This is a genomic window from Bosea beijingensis (assembly GCF_030758975.1).
Taxonomy (GTDB): domain Bacteria; phylum Pseudomonadota; class Alphaproteobacteria; order Rhizobiales; family Beijerinckiaceae; genus Allobosea; species Allobosea beijingensis.
In genome coordinates this window covers 587,305-600,501 of record NZ_CP132359.1, presented here as the reverse complement: position 1 = coordinate 600,501, position 13,197 = coordinate 587,305, and the positions used below count along the sequence as shown (strand labels likewise).

Here is a 13,197-nt window from a genome sequence, read left to right as displayed (position 1 = left end):
CTGTGGGCTGACAAGCCTGAGCGGAGCAGCTTACGGTTTGTGCAAAATCGCGGGACGAAAGGAAGCGCCGTGACCAAGCCGATCTGGGTCGAGGCCGCGATCAACGGTCCCTGGGGCAAGGAGCGCCAGCCCGGCATTCCCATCAGCATTCCCGATATCATCGCGGATGGCATTGCCGCCGTGGAAGCCGGCGCGGCCATCGTGCATCTGCATGTCTACGACATGGCGACCGGCCGCCAGCGCGACGACTGGGAACTCTATGCGCAGGCGATCGAGGGAATCCGTGCCAAGGTCGACGCCATCGTCTATCCGACGATCCCGATCCTCGGTTCGGGCTATGCTGGCGATATGATCGGCTCGGGCCGCTACACCCATCTCGAAGAACTGGCGAAGCGTGGGCTTGCCGAATGGGGCGTGCTCGATCCCGGCTCCTGCAACTGGACGACCTTTGCCGGCATCCCGCAGGGCGAGGCCGGCTTCATTTACCAGAACCCCGGCGAGCATATCCGCGAGGGGATGGAGGTGGCGGAGCGCCACAAGGTACACCCGAGCTATGCGATCTACGAGCCGGGCTTCACGCGGCTCGGCGCGGCCTTGGCCAAGGCCTATCCGGGCATGCCGATGCCGATCTATCGCTTGATGTTCTCGGAAGCCTTCGCCTGGGGGTTTCCGCCGCGCGAATGGGCGCTCGAGGCGCATCTCAGGCTGCTCGCCGAAGACGCGCCCGAGGCGCCGGTGATGATCGCCGGGCTCGGCGTCGATCTCCGCGACCTCATCGGCCCGGCGGTGGCGCGGGGCGTCCATGTCCGCGGCGGACTGGAGGATGCGCCCTTCGGCTGCGACAAGACGAATCGTGAATTGATCGCGGACAGCGTCCGGCTGGTCGAGGCGGCGGGCGGACAGCCTGCCAGCGCGGCCGAGGTGCGGGGCTGGTTGGCGCGACAGGCCAAGGGAGAGGCATAGTGAGCGTGCGCGATAAATTGCTCGAACGGTTCCTGCGCTATGTCGCGATCGAGAGCCAGAGCGACATGAAGGCGACCACCCTGCCGAGCACGCCGGGCCAGCAGGTTCTGGCGGAACTGCTTGCGGAGGAGCTGCGCGCGCTCGGCCTGGAGAACGTCGTCATCGACGACCATGCCACGGTGACCGCGCTGAAGCGCGGCACGAAGGCGGGCGCGCCGCGGATCGGCTTCATCGCCCATGTCGATACGGTCGACGTCGGCCTGTCGCCGGTGATCAAGGCGCAGGTGCTGCGCTTCGAGGGCGAGGATCTTTGCCTCAACGCGGAGAAGGACATCTGGCTGCGCGTCGCCGAGCATCCGGAAATCACCCGCTACAAGGGCAACGAGATCGTCTTCAGCGACGGCACCAGCGTGCTCGGGGCCGACAACAAGGCGGCGGTCGCGATCGTGATGACGCTGCTGGCCGAATTGCGTCCCGAGGACGAACATGGCGACATCCTTGTCGCCTTCGTACCGGACGAGGAGATCGGCCTGCGCGGCGCCAAGGCGCTCGATCTCGCCCGGTTCGACTGCGACTTCGCCTATACGATCGATAGCTGCGAGGTCGGCGAGGTCGTCTGGGAGAATTTCAACGCCGCGATGGCCGAGATCGTCTTCACCGGCGTCACCGCGCATCCGATGTCGGCCAAGGGCGTGCTGGTGAACCCGATCCTGATGGCGCAGGACTACATGGCCGACTTCGACAGGGCGCAAACGCCGGAGAACACGGCCGGCCGCGAAGGCTATACCTGGTTCGTCGAGATCGTCGCCAATGCGGCCGAGGCCGTGCTCAGGGCCAATATCCGCGATTTCGACAAGGCGTCCTTCGCGGCGCGCAAGCAGCGGATCGGCGAGGTCGCGGCGGAGATCGCAAAGCGCTATCCGACCGGGCGTGTCACCTCGGACGTCACGGATGTCTACGGCAACATCGCCGACAGCCTGGGCGAGGACCGGCGCTCGGTCGATCTGCTGATGGCGGCGCTGTCCGAACTGCAGATCGCGCCGAAGCGGATTCCGATGCGCGGCGGCACGGACGGGGCGGCGCTCTCGGCGCGCGGGCTGCCGACGCCGAATTTCTTCACCGGCGCGCATAATTTCCACTCGCGCTTCGAATTCCTGCCGCTGCCGGCGTTCGAGACCTCCTATGAGGTCGCGCGGCGCATCTGCCTGCTGGCGGGGCAGGGCGTTTAGCTCCACACAGTTGTCATTCCGGGGCGTGCCGCAGGCACGAACCCGGAACCCACGACCGGGTGAGGCGCCTGCAACGAGGTATTGAATGGCTCGCCCCGTCGTGGGTTCCGGGTTCTTCGCTGCGCGAAGCCCCGGAATGACAAAGGGGCGTAGCACGGCTTGTCGCATTGGTGCTGGCGTGGTCCGCGCCTACATGATGGGGGCAGGAACAGCGAAAGCACTATCCGCATGTCCGAACGCGACGCCGAAGCCAACCGATTCTCCGCCCGCGCGGCGCGCTATGCCCGCGTCGGCGCCAATGTGGGCGGGGTGGCGGCGCGGATCGCGGGCGCGCGGCTCTTCGGCGTCGAGGGACGCGACGCCACCAATGCCGAGGCGCTGGCCAAGGCGCTGGGCGGGCTGAAGGGCCCGATCATGAAGGTGGCGCAACTCGTCGCCACCATTCCCGATGTCGTGCCGCCGGAATACGCCGCCGAATTGCAGAAGCTGCAATCGCAGGCGCCGCCGATGGGCGCGGCCTTCGTCAAGCGCCGGATGATGGCCGAGCTCGGCGCGGGCTGGCGCGAGCGCTTCGGCGAATTCGACCTGAAGCCGGCGGCGGCGGCCTCGCTGGGGCAGGTCCATCGTGCGACGACGCTGGATGGCGCGGCGCTCGCCTGCAAGTTGCAGTATCCCGACATGGAATCGGCGGTGGAAGCCGATATCGCACAGCTCGAGGTGCTGTTCTCGCTGCACCGGCGCATGGGCGCGGTGATCGACACGACCGAGATCGCCAAGGAGATCGGCGCGCGTGTCCGCGAGGAGCTCGACTATCGCCGCGAGGCGAAGCATGCCGCACTCTACCAGGCGATCCTGTCGGACACACCCGAGGTGCGGGTGCCGGCGCTGGAGCCGGCTTTGTCGACCGGGCGACTTCTCACCATGCACTGGCTGGAAGGCAGTCCGATCCTCTCGCACAAGCAGGATGGGCAGGCGGTACGCGACCGGATCTCGACCGCGATGTTCAAGGCGTGGTGGCGCCCGTTCAGCCATCACGGCGTCATCCATGGCGATCCCCATCTCGGGAACTACACGGTGTTCTCGGAGGGCGGCGAGCCTCAGGGTATCAACCTGCTCGATTACGGTTGCATCCGCATCTTCCCGGAAAGCTTCGTCGGCGGGGTGGTCGATCTCTACAAGGGCCTGCGCGATGGCGAGGAGGGCCGCGTCGTCCATGCCTACGAGACCTGGGGGTTCAAGGGCCTGACCAAGGGCCTCGTCGATACCCTGAACATCTGGGCGCGCTTCATCTACGGGCCGTTATTGGAGGACCGGGTGAGGCGCATCGCCGAGGATGTCAGCCCGGCCGAGTACGGCCGCAAGCAGGCCTTCCAGGTGCATCAGGCCCTGAAGGCGCGGGGCCCGGTGACGGTGCCGCGCGAATTCGTGTTCATGGATCGCGCCGCGATCGGGCTCGGCGGCGTCTTCCTGCATCTCGACGCCGAATTGAACTTCCATCAGTTGTTCGAGGCGGAGATCGATGGATTCTCAGTCGAGCGTGTCGCCGTGCGGCAGGGCGCGGCGCTGGCGGCTACGGGTTTGAGGCAGACGGGCTGAGTCCGGCACCATTGCGACGCATCGTTCCACGGCTGCAGCACGCTGCCGCGTTGCCCGTGCGGCGCGGGTGCGCTACAGGGCTTGCAGAGACTTCGTCTTTTCAGGATCGAGACCATGGCCGACCACGCCCATCACGCCGAAGCCCCCGCGATGGACTATCCCGAGCATGAGCGGACCTATACCGGCTTCATTCATTTCTCCGAGGTCGGAACCGTCGCCTGCCTCGCCATCGTAGCTGCGCTCGCCGTCGGCGGCACCAAGCATGCGTGGGGCACGGCGCTGATCGGCACGCTGTTTGCGGTTCTCGGCACCGGCATCGGCATCGCTGCTCCCTCGATCGGCTGGCGCGCGCCGCTCGTCTCGCTCGTGCTGATGCTGCTGGCTCTGGTACTGCTCTGACCGGTTAGCGCCTCACAGGCCCTGCATATCCATGCGTTATCGCCCCGGCCGAAAGGCGCGGGGCGAAATCGCGTTTGGTGCCGTGGCAGCGCTCGCCGCTGCCGGTCGACGTGATGCTTTGCAGCTTGCCCGCCGGGCTCAGGCCGGTAGAATCAGGCAGCCGAAGCGCCAGCCGTTCGACCAGCGAACCTCGGCGCGCACCTCGCCACGCTCGGGCAATTCGACGGTCACGATCGAGCCGACGAGGACCGTTTCCTCCGCCTCGGCCATGAAGCCCGCATCCGAGATGTTGCCGAGCCGGGCGAAGAGCTCGCGGCCGGCGTGATCGACCACGGTGATGTCGGCCGTACACTCCCAGCGCGCCGGACGGTCGACGTGCTTGTGCTCTGTCGCTGCCATCATCAGTGCATTCTCCCCTGCCATTGTGCGGCCAAGATTGGCGCAAGAGCTTTCGGTCGGCTTAAAGGCGGCACGAGAGTTGTCCGGACCTGACGTTTCGGGCCCGGAAATCGGTTCTCGCTGGTGCTGCAGGGCGACTCGGGCGAAACGACGGCATGTATCGGATCCTCAAGCTTCTCGTCCTGGTTTGCCTCCTGGCCTATCTCGGCGTGCTGGCGACGCTCTATGTCAGGCAGCGCGAGATGATGTATCCGCGCGATCCCCAGCGGGCCGAGATCGGCTCGGCTGGTCTCGCTGCTGCCGAGGAGACCGGCGTGACCACGGCCGATGGCGAGCGGCTCGTGGCCTGGGTGGTGCCGCCGCGCGCCGGAAAGCCGGTCGTGCTCTATTTCCACGGCAATGCCGGCAATCTCGGGCGGGCCGGGCGGATCGAGCGCTTCCGGGGCCTGACCGAGGACGGCACCGGGCTCTTCGCCGTCAGCTATCGCGGCTATGGCGGCTCCACGGGCCTGCCGAGCGAAGAGGGGCTGCTGCAGGATGCGCGGGCCGCCTATGGCGCTGCCGCCGCGCGGTTCGGCGCGGGCAGGCTGATCGGATATGGCGAGTCGCTGGGGACCGGCGTGGTGCTGAAGCTCGCAGCCGAGGTGCCGTTCCAGGCGGTGGTTCTGGAGGCGCCCTATCGTTCGACCCTGGCTGTGGCGCAGGATCTCTACCCCTATCTGCCGCTCAGCCTGGTGATGAAGGATCAGTTCCGCTCGGACGCGGTCATTGGCCGGATCACGGCGCCGCTGCTGGTGCTCCATGGCGAGCGCGACCAGGTCATCCCCTTCGCGCAGGGACAGCAGCTCTATGATCTCGCGAACGCGCCCAAGCGTTTCCTGCGCTTTCCGGCGGGGCGGCATGCGGATTTGCCGCGCTACGGCTCGCTCGGCGAGATCAGGCGTTTCCTGGTGGATGCCGTAGCAGGCGGCATCGCGGGGGCTGAGAGCCTGACGATCGGAGAGGGCGCGCGTCCGTGACGGCACGCGCTCTTCGGGTCAGCTCCGGAAGAAGCCGCCGCCGCCGCCGCCGAGACGCGAGGAGCCGGCACGGGCCTGGGCGTTGTTGCCGTCGATGGAGAGCGCGCGCTGATAGGCTTCCAGCGCTTCCGCCTTCTTGCCGAGCTTCTCGAAGGCGAAGCCGCGGCCGGCCCAGGCATCGGCATTGCGGTTGTCGACATTGAGCGCGGCGGTGAAGTCTTCCTGTGCCGAATCGTACTTGCCGAGCGCGTTCAGGCTCTGGCCGCGCGCGATATAGGGCGGGGCGGTGTAGGGGTTGCGGTCGATCACCGAGTCGAAATCGGTGACGGCGTGCTGGTGCTGGCCTTCCTTCTGGTAGACGAGGCCGCGGGCATGGAAGGCTTCCGCCGATTCGGGATTGAGCCGGATCGCGGTGTTGAGATCGGCCAGCGCCTGCTGGCTGTTGCCCTGCTGGCGCAGCAGGTTGGCGCGGGCGATATAGGCCGGTGCGTAGTTCGGGTTGGCGGTGGTGGCGCGGTTGAAATCGGCCAGCGCCGAATCGGCACGGCCGCTCTGGCGCAGCGCCAGGCCGCGATTCGTATAGGCCGAGGCGAGGTTCGGATCGAGCTGCACCGCCTTGGTGAAATCCCCGATAGCATCCGAGAAGCGGCCGACGCGGGCATAGGCCGCGCCGCGGGTGTTGTAAGCTCCCGGATCGTTCGGGTTGCGCGAGATGACGTCGCTGAGCGAGCCGATATTGACGCTGGCATCGGCGGTGTCGCGCGTGTCGAGCTCGGCGACGGCGGGTTGGGAGCCGAGATTGGAGACGGTGTCGCAACCCGCGAGTGCCAGAGCCATGCCGGCTGCGGCCAACCAGTTACTGCCTCGGATCATGCTCTGCCTCATCGGTTTGGTGCTTCGCCTGCCGCGATCTCCCCGACTGCCGGAGATGTCGGCCTTGCGGCCGTCGCGGCGTGATCGCGCTCCCCAACCGCAGCGCCCCTGCGAGAGACAACGCCCGAAACCCGCCAAAACTTGGTTAACGCCGCCAAAATGACAACGCGCCCGGAGCGGGCTCCAGGCGCGAAACGCTATCGGCCCTGTCCTGGCGACCCAATGGGTCGCCCGAAGGGAATCAGGGACGCTTGGGCTTCACCGGCGCGGGCAGGAGGCCTTCGCGCTGGAGCTTCTTGCGCTGGAGCTTGCGGGCGCGGCGGACGGCCTCGGCCGACTCGCGGGCGCGCTTCTCGGACGGCTTCTCGTAGTGACCACGAAGCTTCATCTCACGGAAGATGCCCTCGCGCTGCATCTTCTTCTTGAGGGCGCGGAGCGCCTGATCGACATTGTTGTCGCGAACGAGAACCTGCACGTTAAACGTCCGTCCTTAACGGGTTGAGCCAGAAGTGGGGGCTGGCGGCAAGGCAGAGCCCACCGCGCGAAGATGGGTGCGGATAGCAGAATTCATTTCGCATGTCCACGCCGCGATCCCTTGAAAATGCGGGGCCGCATGCAGTTCGGACATGAGGGCGGGCCGGGCGCTCAAGCGCGCTCGTCCGTGACGCGGGTGACATGGCCCATCTTGCGGCCGGGGCGGGCGTCGCGCTTGCCGTAGAGATGCAGATGCGCACCGGGCTCTGCCAGCAATTCGCGCCAGCGCAGCGCGCTCGCGCCGATCAGATTCTCCATCTCGACGCGACCGCGCCGCGCGGTGGAGCCGAGCGGGAAGCCGCAGACGGCGCGGACATGCTGGTGAAACTGCGAGGTGTCGGCGCCCTCGCTGGTCCAGTGCCCGGAATTATGGACGCGCGGGGCGATCTCGTTGACGACGACGCGCTCGGCGAGGTCGCCCTCGGCCTCGAGTACGAACAGCTCGACCGCGAAGACGCCGACATAGCCGAGCGCTTCGCCGATGCGGCGGGCCGCGTCGATCGCCTGCAGCGACGCACCTTCCGAGAGCGACGCGGGAATGCGGGTATAGGCGAGAATGTGGTCACGGTGCTCGTTCTCGCAGACGTCGAAGGCGGCGAAGGAGCCGTCGAGCCCACGCGCCGCGACGACCGAGACCTCGCGCACGAAGGAGACGAAGCCTTCGAGAATCGCGGGGAAGCGCCCGATCGCCTCATGGGCCTCGGCGAGGTCGCTGCCCGCCGCGATCTTGACCTGGCCCTTGCCGTCATAGCCGAAGCGGCGGGTCTTCAGCACCGAGGGGCGGCCGAGTTCGGTGGCGGCGGCTTCGAGATCGGCCAGCGTGTCGACCGCCCGGAAGGGCGCGACGGCGAGGCCGAGCTCCGAAACGAAGCGCTTTTCGCTCAGCCGATCCTGCGTCACCGCCAGGGCGCGGGCGCCCGGATGCAGCGGCACGCGCGCACCAAGGAAGGCGGCGGTCGCGGCCGGCACGTTCTCGAATTCGTAGGTCACCACATCGACGGCATCGGCGAAGCGGGCGAGCGCTTCCTCGTCCTCGTATTCCGCGACGGTGTGGCGCGCCGCGACGTCGAAGGCCGGGCTATCGGCCTCGGGCGCAAAGACATGGCAGCGGATGCCGAGATCGGCGGCGGCGAGCGCCATCATGCGGGCGAGCTGGCCGCCGCCGAGGATGCCGAGCATGGCGCCGGGCGCGAGGCCGGTGGGAACGGGCGGGTTCATGCGTCGTCCCGGTCGGGGCGCTCGGCGATGCCGGCGCTCTGGCGGGCGCGATAGGCGTCGAGCCGCTCGGCCAGGCCGGTATCGGATAGGGCGAGCACAGCGGCGGCCAGCAGGGCGGCGTTGACCGCGCCGGCCCGGCCGATGGCGAGCGTGCCGACGGGAATGCCGGCCGGCATCTGCACGATCGAGAGCAGGCTGTCCTGGCCCGAGAGCGCCTTCGATTCGACAGGGACGCCGAAGACCGGGAGCGGCGTCAGCGATGCCGTCATCCCCGGCAGATGCGCCGCGCCGCCGGCGCCGGCGATGACGACCTTGAAGCCTTCGGCCTTGGCGCCCCTGGCGAAGTCGAAGAGCCGCTCCGGCGTGCGGTGGGCCGAGACGATGCGGGCGTCATAGGGGATGGCGAGCGATTCGAGCGCCTCGGCGGCATGACGCATCGTCGCCCAGTCGGACTGGCTGCCCATGATGATGGCGACGGGGGGGCTGCTGGCTGCCATGGAATGCGCTCGGGCTCGGCTCCGGAAGCGCGCGATCTAGACCGGGCGATGCCGGGGAAGCAAGGGCGAATCGGCGCGGCGCGACCGGAATCCGCTTTGTCAGGCAATGATATCGGGGGTAAGCGCATCTTCGATCTGCGAGATACGGTCCTTGAGGTACAGCTTGCGCTTCTTCAGGCGCTGGACCTGAACCTGATTGATCGAGCCGACGCGCTCCAGGGCGTCGATGGCGCTGTCGAGATCGCGATGCTCCTCGCGCAGCCGCGCGAGTTCGGAGGTGAAGGTCTCGACCTCTTCGGGGCTGAGCTCGAATCCCATGGGCATCTCATCATTGCCTTGATCGGGAGCGACTATGCGCGTGCCGCCCCACGTACCGCAAGTGCGGGCGAGGCGGCTGAAGGCATGGGGAAGCCATCTATTCACGGCTTTCCGGAAACGGATCGGTGACGATCACAGAATCTCATGAATGCCGTGTGACGGCACAGGGAAGACGTGAAGCCGGCTCTATGTCAGATTGGTTGTGTCAACCGCTCATCAGGAGGATCCAGATGTCGTTGCAGACCCGTCTTGCGGAACTCGAGCGCAAGCACCGTCAACTTGAAGACGCTATCGCCCAGGCTGTGGCGAGCCCGTCTTCGAGTGACCTCAGCCTCGCAGAGCTGAAGCGGAAGAAATTGCAACTGAAGGATGAGATCGAACGCGTACGGACGACAATGCCGGAGCGAACCTTGCACTGAGCCCCGCGGGCCAGAAGGCCCGCAGACCCCAGTGAAGGTTACGGATGAACCGGCCCGAAAGGGCCGGTTTTTCGTTGGTGGCAGGCAGAAGCGGGCTCCGTCAACGGATTGACACAAATCGGCGGGAACTTCTGCCGCGATGACCGGTTGAGGCCGGGCGCGCATCGCGAGGGGAGGCAGCCATGGGCTTCATCTGGACCGTCATCATCGGTTTTATCGCCGGCGTCATCGCCAAGTTCATCACGCCGGGCTCGAACGAGCCGGCCGGTTTCATCCTGACCACGATCCTCGGCATCATCGGCGCCTTCGTTGCGACCTGGCTCGGCCAGTCGCTCGGCTGGTACGCGCCGGGCGAGGGCGCCGGACTGATCGGCGCGGTTGTCGGCGCCATCATCGTGCTGGTCGTCTGGGGCGCGATCAACGGCCGCAACCGCGCCGCCTGAATTCGACCTCCCCGCATCGGAGCTCCCGAAGTCGCGGCACGGCTACGGGACGATGTTTTCTCCCACATGGAGTGACTGCCGTGAGTGACGACAACAGCAGCAGCGGTTTTCCGTCCCTGACCGCCCTTCTCGGGCTTCTTGCCGTCGCCGGCTACCAGAACCGCGACAAGATTTCGGAATGGCTCGGCGGGCGCGGGCAGCCGGAGCCGGGGCAAGTGCCGGCCCCGCAGCCGGGCCAGGCGGGCACTGCACCGCAGAACGATGGCGGTGGGCTGCTCGGGGGCCTCGGTGGCCTGCTCGGCGCCGGCGGCATCGGTGGTTTGTTGAATGGCGGGCTCGGCGAGCTTTCCGACCGGTTCAGGCAAGCGGGGCAGGGCGAGAAGGTCGATTCCTGGGTGCAGCAAGGACCCAATCAGGACGTGGCGCCCAACGATCTCGAACAGGCGCTCGGCCCGCAGGTGATCGATGCGATCGCAACCCGGACGGGCCTGTCGCGGGACGAATTGCTGGACCGGCTGTCGCAGGTTCTGCCGGAAGCCGTCGACCGCTTCACGCCGAACGGGCGAATCGACCGCGCCGGGGCTTGAGGGCGTTTCGCAACGCTCCACGTCATGGTCGGGCTTGTCCCGACCATCCACGTCTTCGCTGGTCCAAGGTCGTGTTCAAGACATGGATGCTCGCGACAAGGGCGAGCATGACGGCTGTGGGATGCCGTGGCCGCGCTGGTTGGCCTACAACGCCCGCGCCATCTCGCGCAGACGAAATTTCTGGATCTTGCCGGTCGAGGTCTTCGGGACCTCGGCGAAGACGATGGTACGCGGGCACTTGAACGCGGCGAGATGCTCGCGGCACCAGGCGATGATCTCCGCTTCCGTCGCGGACTTGCCCGGCTTCAGTTCGATGAAGGCGCAGGGCGTCTCGCCCCATTTCTCGTCGGGGCGGGCGACCACGGCAGCCGCCTGCACGGCCGGATGCTTGTAGAGCGCATCCTCGACCTCGATCGAGGAGATGTTCTCGCCGCCGGAGATGATGATGTCCTTCGAGCGGTCCTTGAGCTGGATATAGCCGTCCGGGTAGCGCACGCCGAGATCGCCGGTGTGGAACCAGCCGCCGGCAAAGGCGGCCTCGGTGGATTTCCGGTTGCCGAGATAGCCCTTCATCACGACATTGCCGCGCATCATCACCTCGCCCAGCGTCTGGCCGTCGCGCGGGACGGGCTGCATCGTCTCGGGATCGAGCACGTCGAGCCCTTCGAGCGCGGGATAGCGCACGCCCTGGCGAGCCTTCTTGGCGGCCTGTTCCGCCGGCGAGAGGGCATTCCAGTCGTCGTTCCAGTCGTTGACGACGGAAGGGCCGTAGCACTCGGTCAGCCCATATAGATGCGTCACCTCGAAGCCGGCCTGCTTCATGCCGGCGAGCACCGCCTCGGGCGGCGGGGCGGCGGCTGTGAAGAAGGAGACCGTCTGCGGGAAGTCGCGGCGCTCCTCGGCCGGAGCGTTCAGCAGCGTCGACATCACGATCGGCGCGCCGCAGAGATGGGTCACGCCATGGTCGGCCAGCGCATCGTACATCGCCTTGGCGCGGACCTGACGCAGGCAGACATGGGTGCCGGCGACGATGGAGATCGTCCAGGGGAAGCACCAGCCGTTGCAGTGGAACATCGGCAGCGTCCAGAGATAGACCGGATGGCGGCCGAGATTGCCGGTGATGACGTTCGAGGTCGCGAGCAGGTTGGCGCCGCGGTGGTGATAGACCACGCCCTTGGGATCGCCCGTCGTGCCGGAGGTGTAGTTCAGCGCGATCGCGTCCCATTCGTCCGAGGGCATCGGCCAGTCGAAATCGGGATCGCCGGACGCGACGAAATCCTCGTATTCGATCGCGCCCAGCCGCTCGCCGGGGCCGTCATAGACGGGGTCGTCGTAATCGATGACGATGGGCTTCGCCTTGCAGAGCGAGAGCGCCGCCTTGATCGTCCCGGAGAACTCGCGGTCGGTGATCAGCACCTTGGCGCCGCCATGGTCGAGCGAGAAGGCGATGATCGCGGCGTCGAGGCGGGTGTTCAGCGTGTTCAGGACGGCGCCGGCCATCGGCACCCCGTAATGGCATTCGAGCATGGCCGGGGTGTTCGGCAGCATGGCCGCGACGGTGTCGTTCTTGCCGATGCCGTGCCTCGCCAGCGCCGAGGCAAGGCGGCGCGAGCGAGCGTAGAACTCGGCATAGGTACGGCGCAGCGGGCCGTGGGTGATCGCGGTACGGTCGGGGAAGACCGAGGCGGCGCGCTCGAGGAAGGCGAGCGGCGTCAGCGGCTGATAATTCGCCGGGTTGCGGTCGAGATCGGTGTCATAGGCCGAACGGGTCATCGGGAGCCTTCCTCGCAAGCGCCGAAAGCCTTAGCGGCTGGCGCGCTCCGGGGTAATCCATCCCTTTTTCCGATGCGGCGCAATCGCGCGGAGGCCGATCAGCCGAGGAGATGCAGGCCCTGCAGGCCGTCGTAGACGAGCTTTGTGCCGACCAGCAGCAGGAGCCAGTAGACGATGCCATAGAAGCGCTCGGGCGGAACGCGCCGGACCAGCCAGACCCCGGCGAAGGTCGCTGCGACGGCGAAGGGCAACAGCGCGGCCGAAGCCAGCAGGTTCTGGCCGTTGAGCTGGCCGAGCGCGAGATAGGGGATGAGCTTCACCAGGTTCATCGCGGCGAAGAAGACTGCGCCCGTGCCGACGAAGACGGCGGGCTTCAGCTTCTGCGGCATGACATAGATCTGGAAGGGCGGGCCGCCGGCATGGGCGACCATGCTGGTGAAGCCGCAAAGGAAGCCCCAGAGGCTGCCGGCGCTCCAGTTCGCCTGCGTGGCAATTGCAGGTTTCTTGCCGTCGCTCAGCATGCGGCGCAGTGCAAAGCCGACCGAGATCAGCCCGACTGCGAGCACGATGGCCGCGTCCGAGACCTTCGCCGCCAGCAGATAGCCGACGAGGATGCCGAGCAGTGCGCCCGGCGCCAGCGTCGCAAGATTGCGGCGGTCGAAATCGCGCCGGTAGGACCAGACCGAGACCACATCCTGCGCGATCAGGAGCGGCAGCATGATCGCGGCTGCCGTCACCGGCGAGACGACCAGCGCCATCAGCGGCAGCGAGAGCAGGCCGATGCCGGAAAAGCCGCCCTTGGCCAGCCCGGTCAGGACGACGGCCGGCACCATGGCGGCGAAGAAGAGCAGGTCGAAGGGCATGTGCTACTGCGTCGCAGGGCCGGGAAATGCAGATCGGGATCGGCGAAAGTCTTAAGGCCGCAAGCTT

16 protein-coding genes are annotated in these 13,197 nt (G+C 67.1%); 8 read left to right on the top strand and 8 right to left on the bottom strand.

Annotated features, from left to right (window positions below):
• The first annotated feature begins 69 nt into the window (after positions 1-69).
• From Q9235_RS03020 to Q9235_RS03005, 4 genes are all read left to right on the top strand, one after another.
• A complete protein-coding gene (locus tag Q9235_RS03020) occupies positions 70-963 on the top strand; it encodes a beta-keto acid cleavage family enzyme (RefSeq protein ID WP_306225315.1) in 894 nt (297 codons plus the stop codon).
• The gene (gene pepT, locus Q9235_RS03015; protein ID WP_306225314.1) at positions 963-2,192 is read left to right on the top strand and encodes a peptidase T; all 1,230 of its coding nucleotides are present in this window, start codon (positions 963-965) and stop codon (positions 2,190-2,192) included. Before Q9235_RS03020 ends, pepT begins: the two co-directional genes overlap by 1 nt.
• A 228-nt stretch (positions 2,193-2,420) precedes the next feature.
• Positions 2,421-3,788, top strand: coding sequence for an ABC1 kinase family protein (locus Q9235_RS03010; RefSeq protein ID WP_306225313.1), 1,368 nt, complete (start codon positions 2,421-2,423; stop codon positions 3,786-3,788).
• Positions 3,789-3,902: 114 nt separating this feature from the next.
• Positions 3,903-4,187, top strand: coding sequence for an aa3-type cytochrome c oxidase subunit IV (locus Q9235_RS03005; RefSeq protein WP_306225312.1), 285 nt, complete (start codon positions 3,903-3,905; stop codon positions 4,185-4,187).
• Positions 4,188-4,325: 138 nt separating this feature from the next.
• Here Q9235_RS03005 and Q9235_RS03000 read toward each other — a convergent pair whose 3' ends face one another.
• Positions 4,326-4,589, bottom strand: a complete 264-nt coding sequence (locus Q9235_RS03000) for a PilZ domain-containing protein (RefSeq protein ID WP_173044386.1) — start codon at positions 4,587-4,589, stop codon at positions 4,326-4,328.
• Positions 4,590-4,741: 152 nt separating this feature from the next.
• Here Q9235_RS03000 and Q9235_RS02995 point away from each other — a divergent pair, with 152 nt between their 5' ends.
• On the top strand, positions 4,742-5,605 hold the full coding sequence (locus Q9235_RS02995) for an alpha/beta hydrolase (protein WP_306225311.1): 864 nt from the start codon (positions 4,742-4,744) through the stop codon (positions 5,603-5,605).
• 18 nt (positions 5,606-5,623) lie between these two features.
• Here the strand turns inward: Q9235_RS02995 and Q9235_RS02990 are convergent, their stop codons facing one another.
• The 5 genes from Q9235_RS02990 to Q9235_RS02970 all read right to left on the bottom strand — a co-directional run bounded on the left by Q9235_RS02990 (position 5,624) and on the right by Q9235_RS02970 (position 9,045).
• Positions 5,624-6,478, bottom strand: coding sequence for a tetratricopeptide repeat protein (locus Q9235_RS02990; RefSeq protein WP_306225310.1), 855 nt, complete (start codon positions 6,476-6,478; stop codon positions 5,624-5,626).
• Between the two features lie 241 nt (positions 6,479-6,719).
• Entirely contained in the window at positions 6,720-6,953 is a 234-nt protein-coding gene (gene rpsU / locus Q9235_RS02985; protein ID WP_047579559.1) for a 30S ribosomal protein S21, read from the bottom strand.
• Between the two features lie 170 nt (positions 6,954-7,123).
• Positions 7,124-8,230 (bottom strand): 5-(carboxyamino)imidazole ribonucleotide synthase, encoded by a 1,107-nt coding sequence (locus tag Q9235_RS02980; protein WP_306225309.1) that lies wholly within the window; start codon positions 8,228-8,230, stop codon positions 7,124-7,126.
• Complete coding sequence (gene purE / locus Q9235_RS02975) at positions 8,227-8,727, bottom strand: 5-(carboxyamino)imidazole ribonucleotide mutase (protein ID WP_306225308.1); 501 nt, start codon at positions 8,725-8,727, stop codon at positions 8,227-8,229. Before purE ends, Q9235_RS02980 begins: the two co-directional genes overlap by 4 nt.
• Before the next feature lie 99 nt (positions 8,728-8,826).
• Positions 8,827-9,045: a YdcH family protein gene (locus tag Q9235_RS02970; RefSeq protein WP_047580734.1), complete on the bottom strand. Its 219-nt coding sequence runs from the start codon at positions 9,043-9,045 to the stop codon at positions 8,827-8,829.
• A 230-nt stretch (positions 9,046-9,275) separates the two neighbouring features.
• On the opposite strand from Q9235_RS02970, the gene Q9235_RS02965 reads away from it, so the two are divergent.
• From Q9235_RS02965 to Q9235_RS02955, 3 genes are all read left to right on the top strand, one after another.
• On the top strand, positions 9,276-9,464 hold the full coding sequence (locus tag Q9235_RS02965; RefSeq protein ID WP_306225307.1) for a YdcH family protein: 189 nt from the start codon (positions 9,276-9,278) through the stop codon (positions 9,462-9,464).
• A 182-nt stretch (positions 9,465-9,646) separates the two neighbouring features.
• Positions 9,647-9,907 (top strand): GlsB/YeaQ/YmgE family stress response membrane protein, encoded by a 261-nt coding sequence (locus tag Q9235_RS02960; RefSeq protein WP_306225306.1) that lies wholly within the window; start codon positions 9,647-9,649, stop codon positions 9,905-9,907.
• A gap of 80 nt (positions 9,908-9,987) precedes the next feature.
• Positions 9,988-10,494 (top strand): YidB family protein, encoded by a 507-nt coding sequence (locus Q9235_RS02955; protein ID WP_306225305.1) that lies wholly within the window; start codon positions 9,988-9,990, stop codon positions 10,492-10,494.
• Positions 10,495-10,638: 144 nt separating this feature from the next.
• On the opposite strand, the gene Q9235_RS02950 is transcribed toward Q9235_RS02955, so the two are convergent.
• Positions 10,639-12,267 (bottom strand): acyl-CoA synthetase, encoded by a 1,629-nt coding sequence (locus tag Q9235_RS02950; protein WP_306225304.1) that lies wholly within the window; start codon positions 12,265-12,267, stop codon positions 10,639-10,641.
• 98 nt (positions 12,268-12,365) lie between these two features.
• Positions 12,366-13,130: a sulfite exporter TauE/SafE family protein gene (locus tag Q9235_RS02945; RefSeq protein WP_306225303.1), complete on the bottom strand. Its 765-nt coding sequence runs from the start codon at positions 13,128-13,130 to the stop codon at positions 12,366-12,368.
• Positions 13,131-13,197: the final 67 nt, after the last annotated feature.